The following is an 18911-nucleotide window of genomic DNA, read 5'->3' as shown; positions in this document are numbered from 1 at the left end:
GGCCTACTTCGAGCTGGAGGAGTCGGAACCCTCGCTGGAGCCCGTCGACTCCTGCTTCGTGGAGCTCGCCTCGCCGCTCGCGTCGGCGGGAGCATCCCCGTCCTTGTTCTTGATCTCCTTCTTGAAGATCGTCATCGACTGGCCGAGGCTGCGGGCGAGCTGGGGAAGCTTGGGCGCGGCGAAGAGGAGGATGACCACGAGAAGGAGGATGAGGCCTGTCCAGCCTCCGAGATTTGCCGGCATGTGCTCTGATCCTTTGAGCTCGAGAAGCAGTGTGCGTCGAGTCTAGACGCTTTCCTCGGCGAGAGCCGTGCGCGCCCACGCCGCGACCGCTGCGCGCGCTTCGGGCGGGGCGACGATCTCGATCGCGCCGGGAGCGCAGCTCACGAGTCGCCCGAGCACGCCGTCGTGGCTGACCATGAGGGTGAGAGTCGCGGTGCCGCTCTCGGAGTCGACGCTCAGCTCATCATCGGGGCCGCGGTAGTCGGTGACGAGCGGTAGCGCCGAGACCGGCAGGCGCAGGGTGACGCGCTGATCGTCGGGCGCCGGACGGAACAGCTGCTCGGGGTCGACGCTCACGGCCTCGTGCTCGGCGGCGGGGCCCAGCAGCTCGGCCCCCGCGATGCGGTCGAGCCGGAAGGTGCGCTCGGAGTCGCGCAGGAGGCACCACCCCCGCAGGTACCAGACGTCGTCGAGCCCGTCGAGGCGGATCGGATCGACCTCGCGCGACTGCCGCTCCCCGCGCGTGGACACGTAGTCGAGCCGCACGCGGAGCTGATCGTGGAGGGCTCGCGTGAGCAGCGCGCGCAGGTCATCGGGCGCGGACGGGGCGACGGCGACGGGCGCGACGGACTCGGAGGCGCCCCTGCCCAGCAGCTCCATGAGCTCGACGGCGTCGGTGCGTGCCGCGAAGCTCGGGCTCGCCGCCAGCACCTGCAGGCCGGCGAGGAGCGCAGCAGCCTCCCGAGACGAGAGGCGCGGAATCTCGTCGACGGGTGCGCGGATGATCGTGATGAGGTCGCGCTCTTCGTAGGCCGTCCAGTCGATGTCGAAGAGGTCGGCGTGCGAGTATGCGCCGTCGTCGCCCGGCAGGCCGCTCGTCGTGATGAGCGCGACCGCGTCGCGCACGCGCTGCGGCGACACGCCGAAGTGCGTGGCGGCCTCATCGACGCTCACGCGCACCTGGTCGATGAGGTACGGCACGAGAGCGAGGAGGAAGGTGAGCTTGTCGCCCGCCTTCGGGGCGGGAGCGCGCTTAGCCATGACGCTCCAGGATCGCGTGCCAGCGCGCGTCTACCGCATCGTGCAACGACGCCGGATCGACGACCACGACGTCGGCGCCGAAAGCGGTGAGCTCGTCGGCGAGGATGTCGAGGTCGGTCGTATGAATCTCGAGCCCGCCGTCTACCGTGCGCGTCTCCGCGCGGTTGCGCAGCACGACGTCGGCCTCGCTGCCGGGGCGGGGCCGCACGACCGCGACCGTGCTCTGCCAGATCTCGCGCAGCTCGGCGAGGGCTCGAGCCGGTTCGTCGGGCGCAGGGCGGTGTGTGGCGCTGCCCGCGACCGCGACCTGGCCGACGATGCGGCGCAGCAGGAACGTGCGCGGAGCATCCGCGGCATCATCGTGGGCCTGCAGGTGCCAGCGGCCCTCGTGATGCACGAGGGCGAGCGGCGAGACGCGGCGCAGCTCCGGTGACGTGCGACCCGGCTTGAGGTACCGGAAGGTGACCTGCTGGCCGCGGTCGATCGCGAGAGTGAGCGGCTCGTGCGCGGAGTCCCGGGTGCGGATCGTCGGCGCCATGCCGATGATGGCGTCGTCGAGCGCGAGCCCGAGCGAGCGCAGCTTCGTCAGCGCTCGACGCGAGTCCTGCGAGAGGGAGCCCTCGCGCCAGACCTGCGCGGCGAGACCGAGGAGCGCGTACTGGTCCGGCGTGAAGCGCACCTCCTCGGGCAGCTGGTAGCGGTCGGCAGGGATGCGGTACCGCTGGAACTTCGTGTCGTTCTCCGCGCCCTGCGCATCGAAGGTCTCCAGCGGCACGCCGAGGTCGCGCAGCTCCTCCTTGTCGCGCTCGAACTGCCGCTCGAGACTGCCGCGATCGCGGTCGGTCGCGTAGCGGGCCGCGTATCCCGTGACGGTGGAGAGGATCTCGTGCTTCGTGAGGCCGTGCTCGGTCGCGAGAAGCGCCAGCACGAGGCTGAAGAGGCGCTCCTCGACGGGAATCGTGCGGGCCACGAGAACTCCGGCGCTTCCGGCGGTCAGCCTTCGAGGCCGAGGATGTCGACGACGAACACCATCGTCGAGCCCTCGGGCACGCTCGCGGGCGCCTGCCCGGCGGGATAGCCCAGCTCGGGCGGAATGACGACGATGACCTGCGACCCGACCGTCTGGCCGATGAGGCCGTCGGCGAGGCCCGGCACGACGCCCGTGGGGTCGTCCTCGAAGCTCGCCGCCGTGAAGGTCGACGGCACTTCGCGCTCCCAGCTGGAGTCGAACACGCGCTCCGTGTTCCACAGAACACCCGTGTAGTGGAGCACGACCGCATCGCCCTCCGCGACCTCGGCGCCCTGGCCGAGCAGGAGAGTGTGCACGACGAGGTCGGTCGGGGCGTCCTCGTTGGGGATGGTGATGCCCGGCACGCCCTCGGGCGTCGTCACGACCGCGGGAACACCCTGGCTGCCCAGCTGCGGAATACCGGTGGCCTTGCCGAGGTAGGCGGCCTCGACGTCGATGACCATGACGACGGCATCGTCGTCGGCGAGACCCAGTCCCGCGTCGAGCTGGCCCTCGCCGAAAACGTCGGCGATCGTGCCGGTCGCGGCGATGCGCGAGCCGACCGCCGCGCACTGCACGACGCTCGCGAGGATGTCGGTGTCGGCACCCGCGGTGCGCCGCACGGGCGCGGCGTCCGGGTCGTAGGAGGTCTGCGTGATGAGCTCGCCATCGGCGCCGTTGAAGAGGCTCACCTGGAAGTCGACGACCTGGCCGGGGCCCGCGATCGCGCCCCCCTCGTCGCCGCTCTCGATGACCGCCTGCTGCGCGCTCTCGGCCCGCAGCGGAGTGGGGAAGGTCACCTCGGGAGGCGTGCCGATGGCGCCCGAGGCCTGCACGTAGGAAGCGGGCTCGCCGGAGGGGACGAGCGGCGTGCAGGACTCCGCATCGACCGGCGTGGAGCACGCGGCGAGCGAGCCGACCAGTGCGGTGGTCAGGATGAGCGCGGGTGCCAGGGAGCGCACGGAACCTCTTTCGATCGGGCGAGCAGCGTCGCAGGTCACTCTATCGGCTGGCGTCGCGCCGACCGCTCGGCGAGGGACTGCGCCTCACGGGCGGCCTTCCGCAGCTTCTTGTCGCTCGCGGTACGGTCGCCGACCGCTCCCGGGGTCCACAGTTCGACGTCCTCGTCGGTGAACTCCGTCTTCGAACCGCGCTTGGCCTTGATGAAGCGCTCGGTGCCGTCGGCCAGCCGGCGCGCCGTGATGAGGAATCCCGTGTGAGCGACCATGCGGTGGTCGGGACGCACCGAGAGCCCGTCCACATGCCAGCCGCGCACCATCGTCTCGCTCGATACCGGCTCGGTGAACGATGCCGTGTTGCGGATCGCCTCGGCGACGCGCGAGAGCTGGGTCGCGGTCGCGATGTAGCACAGCACCACTCCCCCGGGCGTGAGCGCATGCGCGACCGCCTCGAGGCACTCCCACGGCGCGAGCATGTCGAGCACGACGCGGTCGACGCTGCCTGCCTCGACGCGCTCCGGCAGAGCATCCGTGAGATCACCGAGCGTGATCGACCAGTTCTCGGGCTCCGCGCCGAAGTAGGCGCTCACATTGCCGCGGGCGATCTGCGCGAACTCCTCGCGACGCTCGAACGACAGCAGCTCGCCATGGTCGCCGATCGCGCGCAGCAGCCACATCGAGAGAGCGCCGGAGCCGACCCCCGCCTCGACGATGCGGGCGCCGGGGAAGATGTCGGCGTGCCCGAGGATCTGCGCGGCATCCTTCGGATAGATAATCGCGGCGCCGCGCGGCATCGACATCACGAAGTCGGTGAGCAGCGGGCGCAGCGCGAGGTAGGAGATGCCGCTCGAGTTCTCGATGACGCTGCCATCGGGCAGGCCGATGAGGTCGTCGTGCGCGACCGTGCCGCGGTGGCTGTGGAACACCTGGCCGGGGATGAGCGTGATCGTGTTGAGGCGGCCCTTTGGGTCGGTGAGCTGCACCTGGTCACCCTCGACGAAGGGGCCGCTCTGGCGACGCAGCGTCACGACTCGACTCCCGTCGCCCGGTGCTGATGCCGCGCGAGCGCGGCGGAGAGGTCGTCGACGCTGCGGCCGGCGAGGCTCGGCCACAGCTCGTGCGTGGGGCCCTCGTGGAGCGTCAAGTGCAATGGGATGCCGATCGTCGCGGCCCCGGAGGAGACGGCCGAGACGAGGCCGAACTGCGAATCCTCGAGCGCGACGCAGTCGGCGATGTCGACGCCGAGCAGCTCGGCGGCGCGCAGGTACGGCTCGGGGTGCGGCTTGGGGTTCGCCACGTCGTCGCCCGCGACGACGATGTCGAACACGTCGTCGCCGATCGCCGCAGCCACCTGGAGCGCCATCCGCCTGATCGACATGGTCACGAGCGCGATCGGGATGCCCGCGTCGCGCAGGTGCTCGATGAGCTCGCGGGCCCCGGGGCGCCAGGGCACCTCCTTCTCGATCTGCGCCATGACGCGGTCGGTGAGCGCGTCGATGATCGACTCGACGGGAAGATCGACGCCGGCCTGCTGCAGGATGCGCGCGGACTGCACGAGCCCGGAGCCGACGAGCTGCATGCCGTCCGCCTCGGTCCAGACGCCGCCGTGGGAGGTCACGAGGTCGACCTCGGCGCGCATCCAATACGGCTCGGTGTCGACGATCGTGCCGTCCATGTCCCAGAGCACGGCGGAGGGGCGGATCGGAGTGGTCACGACGGGCAAGTCTAGTTGCGTTCTATCCTGGGGCGACGCCCCGGTGAGGTTCGGGGATCCGGCGACGAGAGTGAGCGAGTGACGACGAGCGATCTGTTCCGCGGCGGCCGACTGCTGGTCGTCGCCTTCGAGGGCTGGAACGATGCGGGCGAGGCGGCGAGCGGGGCCGTGCGCTCGCTCAAGGACGTGCTCGATGTCGTGCCCATCGCCGACATCGACCCCGAGGACTACTACGACTTCCAGCTCAACCGCCCCATGATCGAGCTCGACGAGGAGGGCAATCGGCGCCTGCAGTGGCCGAGCGTGACGCTCTTCGGGCCCGTGGGCGATGACGGGATGCCGCGCGAGCGTCCCAGCACCGACTCGCCTCTCGACGTGAGCGGCGACAACCACGAGAACATCTACCTGCTGCTGGGCACCGAGCCCTCCCGCGGGTGGAAGACCTTCGCGACGGAGACGATCGACCAAGCGCTCGCCGTCGACATCACGGGCATCATCCTGCTCGGCGCGCTGCTCGCCGACGTGCCGCACACTCGACCGATCGCTGTGCACGCCTCGAGCGAGAACCCCGACGTGTGCGACGAGCTCGGCCTCGAGCGCTCGACCTACGAGGGGCCGGTCGGCATCCTGAGCGTCATCGCGTCGGCGGCCGAGGAGGCGGGCATCCCCACCGTGTCGCTGTGGGCCTCGGTGCCGCACTACGTGCACAACGCGCCCTCCCCCAAGGCGACCCTCGCTCTTCTCGACCGGCTCGAGGAGCTCGTCGACGTCGTCATCCCGCGCGGCGACCTGCTCGACGAGTCCCGCGCGTGGGAGGAGGGCATCGACACTCTCGCGGGCGAGGACGACGAGATGACCGCCTACATCTCGCAGCTCGAGACGGCACGAGACGCCGTCGAGGCTCCCGAGGCGAGCGGCGAGGCGATCGCGCAGGAGTTCGAGCGCTACCTGCGGCGCCGCCGCGACGACCCGCCGGCCGGCGGAGTCGCGGGCGAGAACCCCGTCTAGGCGACCTCACCGCCCGCGCGGCTGCCGAGCCGCGTCTCCACAACTCAGGAGTCGCGCGCTCGCCGCCTGCGCGACACGCCGGTCGAGCATCCTGAGGCCGCGTATGAAGCTGGCTTCTCCTGAATTGTGGAGACGGGCACGGGATGCTCGGGGGCGCGCTCGCGGAGTCGACAGCCGTGCCGCCGGGGTTCGCGAGCTCTCCGTCAGAGGGGGTCGATGACTCCCGTGGCGAGCAGCACGAGCAGCGTGCCGCCGAGCAGGAGCCGGTAGATCACGAAGGGCAGGAACGAGCGCTTCGAGATGTAGGCCATCAGGCCGGCGATGACCGCGAGCCCCACGCCGAAGGCGACGACCGTGGCCGCCGCGATCTCGACGTAGCTGAACGGGCTCGAGCCCGGCTCGCGGATCGCCGTGAGCAGCTCGTAGAAGCCGCTGCCGAAGACCGCGGGCACCGCGAGCAGGAACGCGTAGCGTGCGGCGGCCGGTCGCGTGTAGCCGAGGGCGAGGCCCATCGACGTTGTGGCACCCGAGCGCGAGACGCCCGGGATGAGCGCGAGCGTCTGCGCCGCACCGTAGGCGAGACCGTGCGGGTAGGTCAGCTGCGTGAGCTCGCGGTCGCGACGCCCGAGCCAGTCGGCGATGCCGAGCAGGATGCCGAAGACGATGAGCACGATTGCGACGAGCCACAGCGAGCGGAACGCGGAGCGGATGTACTCCTGGGCGAGGAAGCCGATGATGACGATCGGGAGCGTGCCGATGATGATGAGCCATCCCATGCGCACGTCCGGGTCGCTCGCGGGCAGCCCCCGGCGCGTGACGTGCCGGAACCACGCGCCGATGATGCGCGTGATGTCTTTCCAGAAGTAGACGAGCACGGCGGCCTCGGTGCCGATCTGAGTGATGGCGGTGAACGTGGCGCCGGGGTCGGTCGCGCTCGGCAGCACCTCCCCCGCAATGCGCAGGTGGGCGCTCGAGGAGATGGGGAGGAACTCGGTGAGTCCCTGGATGAGCCCGAGGATGAGGGCTTCGAGGAGTGACACGCGGTGGCGTCCGTTCTGGGAGGAGGGTGGTGAGCGCGGGGTGGCTCAGTAGGTCGTGAGCAGATCGGTCAGCGCGCGGTGCCCGAAGCTCAGCGCCTCGAGCGGCACGCGCTCGTCGACGCCGTGGAACATCGCCGGGAAGTCGAGGTCGGGTGTCAGGCGCAGCGGCGCGAAGCCGTAGCCGGCGATGCCGAGGAGACTCAGCGCCTTGTTGTCGGTGCCGCCGCTCATGAGGTACGGCAGAACCTCCGCCTCGGGGTCGTGGCGGTGCAGGGTGCTCACCATGGCGTCGACGAGCGGGCCGGAGAACGGGTTCTCGAGCCCGAGATCTCGGTGCATGACCTGGATCTCGATCTCGTCCCCGACGAGCCGCTGCACCTCGGCGAGGATCGCGTCCTCCTCCCCGGGCATCATGCGCAGGTCGATGAGCGCCTCGGCCTGGTCGGGAATCACATTGTGCTTGTAGCCCCCGCTCAGCAGAGTGGGGTTACTCGTCGTGCGCACCGTCGCGGTGAGGAAGCCCGCCGCCGTGCCCGTGCGGAGCATGACCTCGTCGGGGCCGAGCTTCTCGACGTCGACATCGAGGATGCGACCGAGCTCGCTCAACAGGAGCTCGGTGGTCGCCGTGAGGTGCAGCGGCCACTCGCGGCGACCGAGGGTCACGACCGCTTCCGCGAGCTTCGTCACGGCGTTGTCGTGAATGACGCGCGAGCCGTGCGCGGCCGTGCCGCGACTGATGAGCTTGATCCACACGAGAGCCTTCTCGCCGGTCTGCAGCAGGTAGGCGCGCTTGCCCCCGATCTCGACGGAGTACCCGCCGACCTCGCTGATGGCCTCCGTCGCCCCCGCGAAGAGCTCGGGCCGGTTCTGCACGATGTGGTGGGAGCCGTACGCGCCGCCGTTCTCCTCGTCGGCGAAGAAGGCGATCGTCAGATCACGGTTCGGCTGGCCGCCCCCGCTCAGGATCTCGTCGAGCGCGGTGAGGATCATGGCATCCATGTCCTTCATGTCGACCGCCCCGCGCCCCCACAGCATGCCGTCGCGGACCTCGCCGGCGAAGGGGTCCACCGACCAGTTCGCGGGGTCGGCGGGCACGACATCGAGATGACCGTGGACGACGAGACCCGGGCGCTCGCCGCGTCGCGTATCGACGTCGTTCTCGTACCGCCCCTCGACGTGGGTGATGACGCTCGTGCGCCCCGTCGCGGAGTCGATGTACTCCGTCTGCAGCCCGAGGGCCTCGAGGATCGCGCCCACGTACTCGGCCGCCTCGGTCTCGCCCTTGCTGCGCCCCTCGCCGTAGTTCGTCGTGTCGAAGCGAATCAGATCACGGGCGATGCGCGCCGTGTCGTCGAGGTGCTCTGAAGCCATGGCGACCACGCTACCGGGCGTGCTGGCGAGAGCCCATTCCGTGCTAATGTCATACCTCGGTCAGGCCGCCTCGTGCGGTGCGACCACAACCAGCGCGGGTGGCGGAAATGGCAGACGCGCTAGCTTGAGGTGCTAGTGCCCGGATAGGGCGTGGGGGTTCAAGTCCCCCCTCGCGCACGGTTCACCCCGTGTGTGAATAACGAACTGGTTGAGACAGTACGACGAAGCCCCGGCGGGTCACCCGCCGGGGCTTCGTCGCATCCCGAACCGATCGCGCGTGCGGGCCACGCCGATACAGTGGCCCTGTCATGAGCATCACGCGACGCACACTGATGACCGGGGTCACCGGGCTCTCCGTTCTGGCCGTCGCGGCGTGCACTCAGGAGCCCGGGCCGAGCCCCGAACCCAGCGCACCGTCCACGGCGGGCCCACCGCGCCCGACCGGCATGGCGCGCAGTGCGTGGGCCACCGAGTCGTTCTCGCGCGGTGCGACGAGTTTTCTGCCGGTCGGTGCCGAACCGGCCGACCGGGCGCGCCTCGCCGCGCCCGTCGCCGACCGACTGTTCTTTGCCGGTGAGGCGACGTCGGTGGACGCGCCCAACAGTGTCGAGGGCGCCCGGGCGAGCGGCCTGCGGGCGGCTGGCGAGGTTCTGCGCACCGCCCTCCTCGGGGAGCGCATCGCCGTCATCGGTGCCGGTATGGCGGGTGCCGCGTGCGCTCACCGACTGAGCGAGGCGGGTCACGATGTCGTCGTGGTGGAAGCGCGCGAGCGACTCGGCGGTCGTGTGCACACCCTGACGGCACGCGACTGGCCGGTTCCGGTCGAGCTCGGCGCCCTGCGGATCGGGCGGGAGCAGCCGAGCGCCCTGCGCGACGCGCTGGACGAGCTCGAGCTGTCGGTTCTGGATGTCACGACGATCATGCGGCGGGCGGCATCGGGTGACGAGATCGACGCGGATGGGATGCGGGAGGCGGTTCTCGCGCGCGCTCGAGAGGTCGCCAGCGAGGTGGAGTTCGACATCCCGCTCTCGACCGCGCTCGCCCGACTGGCACCCCTCGGGACCGACTCTGCGGAGAACGCGCTCAGCGAGACGGAGGCAGCTGCAGCCGCGACGGCGGAGCTGGTCGGGGCGCGCTTCGGGGCGCTCGCGCGCCAGATCTCGGTCGACCCCGGCCTCGACGAGGTGCCCGGTGGCTGGGAGGCCCTCGTCTCGGGCGGGCTCGAGAGCTTCATCAAGAGCCTCCTCGAGGGGGTGGACGTGCTGCGGGCGAGCGCCGTGGCAGCCGTGCTCTACGACGAGGACGGGGCCGCCCTGCGCCTCGGCTCCGGTGAGTCGCTGGCCGTCGACCGTGTCGTCGTGACGGTGCCGCTCGGCGTGCTGCAGGACGACGGCATCACCTTCGAGCCCGCACTGCCGCTCGCGCACCGCGAGGCGATCGCCTCGCTCGGGGTGGGGTCGCTCGACACGCTGATCCTCCGATTCGACGAGGCGACGTGGGCTGAGACGGCGCACGTGTGGCTCACCGACCCGACGCAGGAGGCACTCGTGACCGAGTGGATCAACCTCGACGCGCTCGTCAGCGCGCCCGTGCTCGTCGGGATCGTCGGTCCGCAGAGCGTCGCTCGACTCGCGGCGCTCAGTGACGACGAGGTTGTGGACCGAGCGATGACCGAGCTCGCGCCGTTCTTCGGCGCTCCCTGAGAATCTGCATCACGCGCGCGTCGACGACGCGATCCTCCACCGCGGGAGCGAGCAGGAGCATCGTGGCGACACCCGCGAAGAGCGCGAGCGCGGCGGCGCCGTAGCCGACGATCTCCCCCGGCCCCGACACCTGTGCGGGATCCATGAAGAAGTACGGGTACCAGCCCACGATGCTCCCGCGCACGAGCGTGACCGTTCCCCAGCCGAGCGGATACCCGACGACGATCGCGAGCGTGCGCCACGGCGCACGCCGGCTACCAGGCCCGACGAGCCAGTCGACGAGCAGGAAGGCCGGCAGCCAGTAGTGCAGGATCCGGTCGCTCCACGGCACCTCGATGAGGTAGCCGCGACTCGCCGACTGCGTCACGAGGATCGTGAACACGATGCCCGCGACGATGAGGAACGTCGCGATCGAGACGCGCATCCCCGGCAGCCAGGACGGCTCACCGCGAGCGCGCAGGGCGACGACACCGCCGATCACGTTCGCGACGACGGCGACCATGTTGCTCTGCACCGTCAGATAGCCGAAGAAGTTGAGCGAGGCGAAGCTGCTGAACCCCAGGCCGTAGACGAAGCGGCTCGAGAGCGCGACGATACCGGCGACGGCCGCTGCGAGGCGCAGCACGCCGAAGATTCGCCATCGTGTCACTCGGTCGCGCCCCTTCCCCCGCTAGGAGGGTGCCACGGCGTCGCGTCGAGCGGCGAGATGCCGCTCGCGGTTCGCCAGGAAGAGCGGAAAGGTGAAGGCGATCGCCGTGAGCCCCGAGAACACGATGTACGCCCACAGGTGACGCATGCCGAGGCGCCGCCCCTCGATGACGATGAACGCGCACGCGGCCACTGCCATGATGAGGAGGTCCATGGTGAGGGAGCCCACGGCTGGGCCGTTCGCGAACCAGTCGCCGAGGAAGTCTGTGCGTTGCACGATGGCCTGGATGTTGTACGTCCAGGTGCCGATGAGCCCCACGACGGCGAGGATGAGGAACACGATGGCAGGAGCATTCCAGTGACGAGTCATGACACCATGATCGCCCCCTTCGGGCTGCTACTCGACGTCGACGGCCCCATCGCGAGCCCCGAGTCGCGTCGCATCGCCCTCGACTCGATCGTGGACGACCTGCTGACCCTTGCGTCAGCGGGCATCCCGATCGCGTTCATCACGGGCCGCAGCGACGCGTTCATGCGCGAGCAGGTGGTCGCACGACTCGTCGACGGTGGGCTGGATGCTCGATCTCACGTCTTCGGCGTGTTCGAGAAGGGCGGCTGCTGGGCGAGCATTGGCGCGACGGGGCTGGGTGAGCTCGAGATCGACCGAGACCTCGCCGTGCCCGAGTCGGTGCGCGAGGCGGTCGAAGGCCTCGCGCGCCAGCAGTACGCCGACACGATGTTCGTCGACGAGGGCAAGCACGTCATGATCTCCCTCGAAGCGCGCACCGACGTCTCCCCCGCCGCCTACCAAGCCGCCCAGGCGCGCTACGAGGCGGAGGTCTACGAGCGTCTCGTCGGCTCGGGCCTCGGGCTGCGCTATCGAGACCGCGAGGCGCACGACGGTCTTGGCCGCGTGCCGTGGCGCATCGACTCGACGATCATCTCGACCGACGTCGAGTCGGTGCTGCTCGACAAGAATCGCGGGGCGGATCGCGCGCTCGACTGGTTCGCCGCGCGCGGGGTGACCGCGCAGCGCTGGTGGTCGGTCGGCGACTCGCGCTCCGACTACCGCATGGCGGACGCGGTGCACGCGCGCGGCATCCCCGTGGCGCACCTCGACGTGCGGCCGGCCGACGGCGTGCTCGGCAAGCAGTACGACGTCGTCGTCGAGGGCGACCTCGTGCACGACCACGCGGGGGCGGCGTTCTTGCGTCGCCGCGTCGCCGAGCTGCCGTGACCGCCTCGCGCACTCCCCCGCTCGAGACGGTGCGCGCGTTGCAGGCGGCGCTCGCGGAGGCGGGGGTGCCCTCCGTCGTCGGGGGCTCCGGGCTTCTCGCCGCCCTCGAGCTGGTGGACGAGGCGAGGGACTGGGATCTCGTGCTGCCGGCGGGCAGCGTCGAGGCCGTCGAGCGGGTGCTCGCGGCGCTCGGGCTCGAGGCGACGCGGGCTGCGGACGAGCATCCGCTCTATGCCACCGAGGCGATGTTCACGGTCGACGCGGGCGATCACACGATCGACGTGCTCGTGGGCTTCGCCCTGCGCACTCCTGACGGGGTCGTCGCGATTCCGGCCAGGGCGGGCGGTACGTGGCGGGGTCTCGTGATGGCGCGCGCCGACGACTGGGTGGTCGCCTACCGCGCCATGGGTCGGGATGCTCGCGCAGAGTTGCTCGAGGGCGCAAGCCCGGGTGGGCTCAGCGCTGGCGCGCATCCTCCACGAGGTAGCGCGCCACCTTCGTCGTGAGGCGCGGGTAGGCCTGCCGCACGGCCACAACAGCGTCCTCGGGATCCGTCTTGGGGTCGATGCGCCGCTCGCGCAGCACCTTCGCGGCCCACTCCCGCGCGGAGGGCGGAGCGCCCATCGTCGTCGAGCGGTCGTCGAAGAGCTTCTGCAGCCGCACGCTCGGGTCTTCGCGATCGCCGAAGATCTTCGCGGCCAGTTCGCTCTGCATCGGGTGGCTTCCTCTCCCTCGCCGGTGCGGTCGTCACCTTCCATCCTGGCCTCGAGCGTGCTTCCCCGCGGTGACCTGCCAGCAACCTCGGAGGCTCGCGCGACACGCCGCTCGAGTGTCGGTGGCAGTTGCCATATTCGAATGTATGTTCGATCATGGAGAGATGCCCGCTCTTGCGCTCTCTGTTGTTGAGGAGCCCCCCGTCGACGACCCCGTCGACGGTACGGGTGCGGCGCGGGTTGAGACGGTCGACACCGTGCAGGCGTTGCAGGCCCGCATCGACTCCCTGCAGCGCACGCGCCTCGACACTCGTCTGCTGCCCACGCACGAGGCCCTCGCCGACCTGCTGCCCGCGGGAGGGCTGCAGGAGGGCGCCGTCTACACGCTGAGCCCCTCGAGCGCCCTCACGATGGCGCTGCTCGCGGGCCCGTCGGCGGCAGGGGCCTGGTGCGGTGTCGTGGGTATGCCCGAGTTCGGCATCGAGGCGGCCGAGGCCATGGGCATCGACCTCGATCGACTCGTGCTCGTGCCGCACCCCGGCGACCAGTGGCTCACCGTGACCGCGGCGATCGCCGACGCCCTCAGTGTCATCGTCGTGCGGCCCGGGCGTGCGGCGAGCGACGGCGCGATCGCGAAGCTCGCGGGGCGCGTGCGCGAGCGCGGCTCCACGCTGCTCGTGGCCGGTGCCTGGCCCCAAGCCGAAGCCATGATCAGCATCACCGAGAGCCGCTGGTCGGGTCTCGGCGACGGCCACGGCTACCTGAGCGAGCGCGAGGTCACGATCACCGTGAGCTCGCGGCGCAGCCCGCGCCCTCGCAGCGGGCGACTGCTGCTGCCCGATGGTGAGCTGGGCATCCGGCGTCTGGACCGATCTGACGCAGCCCAGCGCGGGGGCGCCGACGAGCACGGTGATGCGACGCAGCGGGCGCACGAGCGCTGGAGCACGCCCGCCCGCAGGGCCGGCTGATGACCCGCACGATCGTAGCGTGGGTACCAGACTGGCCGATCCTCGCCGCCGTGCGAGAGGGGCTCGTGACGGCGGAGCAGGCCGTCGCAGTCGTGCAGCAGAACCGCATCCGCGCGTGCTCGTCGACGGCGCGCGCGCAGGGCGTGCGGGCGGGGCAGCGCCGCCGCGAAGCCCAGTCGTTGTGCACCGAGCTGCGCATCCTGCCCGCCGATGACGACCGCGACCACCGCCTGTTCTCCCCCCTCGTCGACGTCATCGAATCCCTCGTCGCGGGCGTGCAGGTCGTACGGCCAGGCCTGCTCGCCCTCGCCTCCCGAGGGCCCGCCCGCTACTACGGCAGCGAGAAGGCCGCCGCCCTCGCCCTGCGCGGCGCCCTCCTCGCCGAGGGGGTGCCGGATGCCCGGCTCGGCCTCGCCGACGGACCCTTCGCCGCCGAACTCGCCGCCCGCAGCACCGCGCCTGAATCCACGACGCCAGGGCAGAGCGTGCGCATCGTGCCCCGCGACGCCGCGGCCGCCTTCCTCGCGCCCTTCCCCGTCACGACGCTCGGCGACCCCGACCTCGCCACCCTCCTCGGGCGGCTCGGGGTGCGCACGCTCGGCGACTTCGCCGCGTTGCCCGCCGAGGCCGTGCGCGACCGCTTCGGCGCGGCGGGATCCCACCGGCACGCGCTCGCGGGCGCCGCCGATGCCACTCCGCTGAGGCCCCGTACTCCCCCGCCCGACCTCGAGCGCACGCTCGAGCTCGAGCCGCCCCTCGACCGCGTCGACCAGCTCGCCTTCGCCGTGCGGCAGATCGCCGACGATCTCGTCGAATCCCTCGTCGCACGCCTGCTCGTCGCCACGGCCATTCGCATCGGGTTCCGCGACGAGCACGGCGTCGAGAGCGAGCGCGCGTGGCTGCACCCCCGCTCCTTCCGGGCGAGCGAGATCGTCGACCGCGTGCGCTGGCAGCTCAGCGGTGAGACGCGCACCCTCGGCGCGCGTGCCAACAGTGATCGCGGGCCGGGGCTGCGCTCGGCCATCACGCGCGTCACGATCGTGCCCGAGAGCGTCGACGCGCTCGCCCACCACGAACCCGGGCTGTGGGGGGCCGCGCCCGATGAGCGCGTGCACCACGCCCTCTCGCGTGTGCAGAGCCTGCTCGGGCACGAGGCCGTGCTCACCGCCCAGCGCACGGGCGGCCGCACGCTCGCCGAACGAGGCGCCCTCGTGCCCTGGGGCGACCGGCTCGTGAGCCCCCGCCCCGTGGATCGACCCTGGCCCGGCGCCCTGCCCCAGCCGACCCCCGGCACCGTATTCCCCTCGCGGCATGCTGTGATGGTGCTCGATGCGTCCGGCGCCCCGGTGCACGTCGACGAGAGGATGCGGCTCAGCGCTGCCCCCGCGGGCTTCGCCCCGAGTGCGGGCGGCGCGGCGCGGCCCGTGACCTCGTGGGCGGGGCCGTGGCCGCTCGAGGAGCGCTGGTGGGACATCCCGCGGCGGCGCCTGCTGCACCGCCTGCAGGTCGTGGACTCCGCGGGGGTCGCGTGGCTGCTCGTGCTCGAGGGCGGCTCGTGGTGGGCGGAGGCGCGCTATGACTGAGGCAGCACAGTCTCAGTGGACTGCGCGCACGCCTCCGAGGGTGCCCTGATGGCGGGCTGGCACAACCCGCCGATCCCGTGGAGCGAGTTCGAGCGCAGCCTGCGCAACGGCAATCGGCCCGGCACCACACCGCCCCCCGGCGCCGACGGGGGCGACTCCCCCGCGTGGTCGCCCAAGCGGGCGCCCTACCGTCGATCCGGCATCGAACAGCCCGATCCCGCCACGGTCGTGCCCTACGCCGAACTGCACGCGCACTCCTCCTTCAGCTTCCTCGACGGCGCCTCGAGCCCCGAAGAACTGCTGGAGGAGGCCGCACGGCTCGGGCTCAGCGGGCTCGCGCTGACCGACCACGACGGCTTCTACGGTGTTGTGCGCCTGGCCGAGGCCGCTGAACCGTACGGCCTCACGACGGTGTTCGGCGCCGAGCTGTCGCTCGGGCTCACGGGCCCGCAGCAGGGCGTGCCCGACCCCGAGGGCACCCACCTGCTCGTCCTCGCACGCGGCCAGGCCGGCTACCACCGCCTCGCCGCCGCCATCACCGAGGCGCAGCTCGCGGGCGGCGAGAAGGGCCGACCGGTCTACGACCTCGACGCGCTCGCCGAGCACGCGGGCCGCGGCGGCGACACCACGAGCGGCGACCACTGGATGATCCTCACCGGGTGCCGCAAGGGTGCCGTGCGGTCGGCGCTGGAGGGCCGCGATCCTGCGCGCGATGCCTCCGGGCCGGATGCCGTCGCCCGCACGCGGCCGACGCGGGCGCACATCGCCGCGGCGGGCGCCGAGCTCGACGCGCTCGTCGACCGCTTCGGAGCATCCAGCGTCACCGTCGAGCTCTTCGACCACGGCCGACCGCTCGACACCGTGCACAACGACGTGCTCGCCGCCCTCGCCGCCGAGCGCGGGCTGCCGATCGTCGCGACCGGTGCCGTGCATTACGCGACCCCCGCGCGGCACCCGCTCGCGACCGCGTTCGCCGGGCTGCGCGCGCGCCGCAGCCTCGACGAGATGGAGGGCTGGCTGCCCGCCGCCGGCACCGCCCACCTGCGCAGCGGCGACGAGATGCAGCGGCTGTTCGCGCGCCACCCGGGGGCCGTGGCGCGCAGCGTCGAGCTCGCGACCGAGCTGGGGTTCCCGCTGCGCCAGGCGAAGCCGAACCTGCCGAAGCAACCCGTTCCCCCCGGCCACACACCCATGAGCTGGCTGCGCGAGCTCGTCTGGGCGGCCGTGCCGCGCAAGTATCCCGACGCGAGCGACGACGACCGCGCCCGCATCGCGCGCGAGCTCGACGTGATCGAGATGAAAGACTTCCCCGGCTACTTCCTCATCGTCCACGAGATCGTGCAGTTCGCGCGGGCGCGCGGCATCCTCTGCCAGGGCCGCGGCTCGGCCGCGAACTCGGCCGTCTGCTACCTGCTCGACATCACGGCCGTCGACTCGATCGGCTACCAGCTGCCCTTCGAGCGCTTCCTCTCCGCCCTGCGCGACGAGGAGCCCGATATCGACGTCGACTTCGACTCCGACCGCAGGGAGGAGGTCATCCAGTACGTCTACGCGCGGTACGGCCGGCGCAACGCCGCGCAGGTCGCGAACGTCATCAGCTATCGGCCCAAGAACGCCGTGCGTGACATGGCACGTGCGCTCGGGTACTCGACCGGGCAGCAGGATGCCTGGAGTCGCCAGGTGGAGAGATGGGGCGCGCTGGAGCACAGAGCGACGACCATTTCTGGTCGTCGCCGCGACGCCAGCGCCGACGACCGTCCCGGTCGTCGGGCACCAGAACAACCCACCCACGACATCCCCGACGAGGTTGTGGACCTGGCAAATCAGGTGCTTACCTACCCGCGCCACCTCGGCATCCACTCGGGCGGCATGGTGCTCACCGACCGGCCCGTCGGCGAGATCGTGCCCATCGAGCACGCCCGCATGGAGAACCGCACGGTGCTGCAGTGGGACAAAGACGACTGCGCGTGGATGGGCCTCGTCAAGTTCGACCTGCTCGGCCTCGGCATGCTCGCGGCCCTGCAACACTCCTTCGACCTCATGGATGCCCACCTCGGCGAGCGGTGGGAGCTGTCGACCCTGCCCAAGGAGGAGCAGGCGACCTACGACATGCTGTGCCGCGCCGACTCGATCGGCGTCTTCCAGGTCGAGAGCCGCGCGCAGATGGGCCTCCTGCCGCGCCTGCAGCCGCGCAAGTTCTACGACCTCGTCGTGCAGATCGCGCTCGTGCGCCCCGGGCCCATCCAGGGCGGCGCCGTGCACCCCTTCGTGCGCCGCAAGCTCGGTCAGGAGCCCATCACCTACGACCACCCCAAGCTCATCGGCCCGCTCCAGCGCACGCTGGGGGTACCCGTCTTCCAGGAGCAGCTCATGCAGGTCGCCATGGCGGTCGGCGGCTGCACGGGCGACGACGCCGACCTGCTGCGCCGCGCGATGGGCAGCAAGCGCGGCCTCGAGCGCATCGAGTCGCTGCGCGAGACCCTCTACGCCGGCATGGCGGGCAACGGCATCACGGGCGACCTCGCCGACGAGATCTACGGCCGCATTCAGGCCTTCGCCAACTTCGGCTTCGCCGAGAGTCACTCCCTGAGCTTCGCGCTGCTCGTCTACGCAAGCTCGTGGATCAAGCTGCACTACCCCGGCGTCTTCCTCGCCTCCCTGCTGCGCGCCCAGCCGATGGGCTTCTACTCCCCCGCCTCGCTCACGGCCGACGCCGAACGCCACGGCGTCGAGGTGCGCACGCCGTGCATCCTCCGCTCCGAGGTCGACGCGGGGCTCGAGCGCCTCGATCTGGTCGTCGCCTCGGCGCACGACCTCGTGGCCCCGGATGCCCGGCGCGCGGCTCCGACCGGGCTCCAGCAGTGCATCCACCGCCGTCAGCCGCCCGTGCCCGAGTTCGAGCCCGCCTCGACGAACGGCGACCTCGACGACTGCGCGCTGCACCGCCGCGACGGTGACCTCGCCGTGCGGCTCGGGCTCGCCGGGGTGACCGGCATCGGCCGCCCGACCGCCGAGCGCATCGTCGCCGAGCGCGAGCGCGGAGGCCCGTACAGAGACCTCACCGAGCTCGTCTACCGCACCGGGCTCACGGCGGCGCAGGTCGAAGCCCTCGCGACCGCCGGCGCCTTCGATGTGCTCGGGCTCTCCCGGCGCGAGGCGCTGTGGGCGGCGGGCGCGGCCGCCCAGGCGCGGCCCGAGTACCTGCCGGGCATCGTCACGGCCGTGCAGCCGCCGCTGTTCACCGAGCTCGACGGCTACGAGACCATGGTCGCCAACCTCGTCTCGACGGGCATCGCCCCCGGTGACCACCCCGTGCGCTTCGTGCGCGAGCTGCTGCGCGAGCGCGGGGTGCTGAGCGCGCGCGAGCTGCGCGGTGCCGAGCCGAACCGACGCGTCGAGGTCGCGGGGGTCGTCACCCACCGTCAACGGCCCGCGACGGCGAGCGGCATCACCTTCTTGAACCTCGAGGATGAGACGGGGCTCGTCAACGTGATCTGCTCGGTCGGGCTGTGGAGCCGTTACCGCCGCACCGTGCGCGAATCCCGCGCGCTCATCGTGCGCGGCACCCTCGAGCGCTCGGCCGAGGGCGTCGTCAACATCGTCGCCGACCGCGTCGAGCAGCTGCCCCTGCGTGTCACGATGCCGAGCCGCGACTTCCGCTGACCTCGTGCTCGCAGAGCGAGCGACACTCGCGA

At 71.4% G+C, this 18911-nt stretch carries 18 protein-coding genes and 1 tRNA gene; 8 read left to right on the top strand and 11 right to left on the bottom strand.

Features of this window, described 5'->3' with window-relative positions; translation table 11 throughout:
- Nucleotides 1-3: 3 nt before the first annotated feature.
- Genes IE160_RS06620 through IE160_RS06595 form a run of 6 tightly spaced genes read right to left on the bottom strand, consistent with a single transcriptional unit; the run spans nucleotide 4 to nucleotide 4945 of the window.
- Nucleotides 4-243 (bottom strand): twin-arginine translocase TatA/TatE family subunit, encoded by a 240-nt coding sequence (locus IE160_RS06620; protein WP_179871910.1) that lies wholly within the window; start codon nucleotides 241-243, stop codon nucleotides 4-6.
- A gap of 42 nt (nucleotides 244-285) precedes the next feature.
- On the bottom strand, nucleotides 286-1263 hold the full coding sequence (locus IE160_RS06615) for a helix-turn-helix transcriptional regulator (RefSeq protein WP_179871909.1): 978 nt from the start codon (nucleotides 1261-1263) through the stop codon (nucleotides 286-288).
- Nucleotides 1256-2233, bottom strand: coding sequence for a helix-turn-helix transcriptional regulator (locus tag IE160_RS06610; RefSeq protein ID WP_224744386.1), 978 nt, complete (start codon nucleotides 2231-2233; stop codon nucleotides 1256-1258). Before IE160_RS06610 ends, IE160_RS06615 begins: the two co-directional genes overlap by 8 nt.
- A 23-nt stretch (nucleotides 2234-2256) precedes the next feature.
- Nucleotides 2257-3234 carry an FKBP-type peptidyl-prolyl cis-trans isomerase gene (locus IE160_RS06605; RefSeq protein WP_179871908.1) on the bottom strand — a complete coding sequence of 326 codons (978 nt, stop codon included), beginning with the start codon at nucleotides 3232-3234 and terminating at the stop codon, nucleotides 2257-2259.
- A gap of 35 nt (nucleotides 3235-3269) precedes the next feature.
- Nucleotides 3270-4259 carry a tRNA (adenine-N1)-methyltransferase gene (locus IE160_RS06600; RefSeq protein ID WP_179871907.1) on the bottom strand — a complete coding sequence of 330 codons (990 nt, stop codon included), beginning with the start codon at nucleotides 4257-4259 and terminating at the stop codon, nucleotides 3270-3272.
- Nucleotides 4256-4945, bottom strand: a complete 690-nt coding sequence (locus IE160_RS06595; RefSeq protein WP_224744385.1) for an HAD family hydrolase — start codon at nucleotides 4943-4945, stop codon at nucleotides 4256-4258. The genes IE160_RS06600 and IE160_RS06595 overlap by 4 nt, the downstream gene beginning before the upstream one ends.
- A 78-nt stretch (nucleotides 4946-5023) precedes the next feature.
- On the opposite strand from IE160_RS06595, the gene IE160_RS06590 reads away from it, so the two are divergent.
- Entirely contained in the window at nucleotides 5024-5953 is a 930-nt protein-coding gene (locus tag IE160_RS06590) for a proteasome assembly chaperone family protein (RefSeq protein WP_191150583.1), read from the top strand.
- A gap of 203 nt (nucleotides 5954-6156) precedes the next feature.
- Here the strand turns inward: IE160_RS06590 and IE160_RS06585 are convergent, their stop codons facing one another.
- The gene (locus IE160_RS06585) at nucleotides 6157-6993 is read right to left on the bottom strand and encodes an undecaprenyl-diphosphate phosphatase (RefSeq protein WP_191150582.1); all 837 of its coding nucleotides are present in this window, start codon (nucleotides 6991-6993) and stop codon (nucleotides 6157-6159) included.
- 45 nt (nucleotides 6994-7038) lie between these two features.
- Entirely contained in the window at nucleotides 7039-8364 is a 1326-nt protein-coding gene (locus tag IE160_RS06580) for a M20/M25/M40 family metallo-hydrolase (protein ID WP_191150581.1), read from the bottom strand.
- A 92-nt stretch (nucleotides 8365-8456) separates the two neighbouring features.
- Between IE160_RS06580 and IE160_RS06575 the strand changes: the two genes are divergently transcribed.
- Together IE160_RS06575 and IE160_RS06570 are read left to right on the top strand one after the other, a co-directional pair.
- Nucleotides 8457-8541 (top strand) — tRNA-Leu (locus tag IE160_RS06575).
- A gap of 131 nt (nucleotides 8542-8672) precedes the next feature.
- Entirely contained in the window at nucleotides 8673-10067 is a 1395-nt protein-coding gene (locus IE160_RS06570) for a flavin monoamine oxidase family protein (RefSeq protein ID WP_179871902.1), read from the top strand.
- Here IE160_RS06570 and IE160_RS06565 read toward each other — a convergent pair.
- Nucleotides 10003-10716 carry a Pr6Pr family membrane protein gene (locus IE160_RS06565; protein ID WP_179871901.1) on the bottom strand — a complete coding sequence of 238 codons (714 nt, stop codon included), beginning with the start codon at nucleotides 10714-10716 and terminating at the stop codon, nucleotides 10003-10005. The two genes, IE160_RS06570 and IE160_RS06565, sit on opposite strands and share 65 nt — an antisense overlap.
- Before the next feature lie 21 nt (nucleotides 10717-10737).
- Nucleotides 10738-11085, bottom strand: a complete 348-nt coding sequence (locus IE160_RS06560; protein WP_179871900.1) for a DUF2834 domain-containing protein — start codon at nucleotides 11083-11085, stop codon at nucleotides 10738-10740.
- Here IE160_RS06560 and IE160_RS06555 point away from each other — a divergent pair.
- Both IE160_RS06555 and IE160_RS06550 read left to right on the top strand, forming a co-directional pair.
- Nucleotides 11074-11952 (top strand): hypothetical protein, encoded by an 879-nt coding sequence (locus tag IE160_RS06555; protein WP_224744384.1) that lies wholly within the window; start codon nucleotides 11074-11076, stop codon nucleotides 11950-11952. The genes IE160_RS06560 and IE160_RS06555 overlap by 12 nt on opposite strands.
- Nucleotides 11949-12458 (top strand): hypothetical protein, encoded by a 510-nt coding sequence (locus IE160_RS06550; protein ID WP_191150580.1) that lies wholly within the window; start codon nucleotides 11949-11951, stop codon nucleotides 12456-12458. Before IE160_RS06555 ends, IE160_RS06550 begins: the two co-directional genes overlap by 4 nt.
- Here the strand turns inward: IE160_RS06550 and IE160_RS06545 are convergent.
- Nucleotides 12409-12666: a hypothetical protein gene (locus IE160_RS06545; protein WP_191150579.1), complete on the bottom strand. Its 258-nt coding sequence runs from the start codon at nucleotides 12664-12666 to the stop codon at nucleotides 12409-12411. The genes IE160_RS06550 and IE160_RS06545 overlap by 50 nt on opposite strands.
- Before the next feature lie 163 nt (nucleotides 12667-12829).
- Between IE160_RS06545 and imuA' the strand changes: the two genes are divergently transcribed.
- Genes imuA' through IE160_RS06530 form a run of 3 tightly spaced genes read left to right on the top strand, consistent with a single transcriptional unit; the run spans nucleotide 12830 to nucleotide 18879 of the window.
- Nucleotides 12830-13633: a DnaE2-dependent mutagenesis accessory factor ImuA' gene (gene imuA' / locus IE160_RS06540; RefSeq protein WP_191150578.1), complete on the top strand. Its 804-nt coding sequence runs from the start codon at nucleotides 12830-12832 to the stop codon at nucleotides 13631-13633.
- Nucleotides 13633-15216, top strand: coding sequence for a DNA polymerase Y family protein (locus IE160_RS06535; RefSeq protein ID WP_179871896.1), 1584 nt, complete (start codon nucleotides 13633-13635; stop codon nucleotides 15214-15216). The genes imuA' and IE160_RS06535 overlap by 1 nt, the downstream gene beginning before the upstream one ends.
- A gap of 48 nt (nucleotides 15217-15264) precedes the next feature.
- A complete protein-coding gene (locus IE160_RS06530; protein ID WP_191150577.1) occupies nucleotides 15265-18879 on the top strand; it encodes an error-prone DNA polymerase in 3615 nt (1204 codons plus the stop codon).
- Nucleotides 18880-18911 lie beyond the last annotated feature (32 nt).

This window comes from Chryseoglobus sp. 28M-23, assembly GCF_014789785.1.
GTDB classification, from domain to species: domain Bacteria; phylum Actinomycetota; class Actinomycetes; order Actinomycetales; family Microbacteriaceae; genus Microcella; species Microcella indica.
The sequence above is the reverse complement of the archived record's forward strand: the minus strand, read 5'-3'. Positions and strand labels throughout refer to the sequence as shown.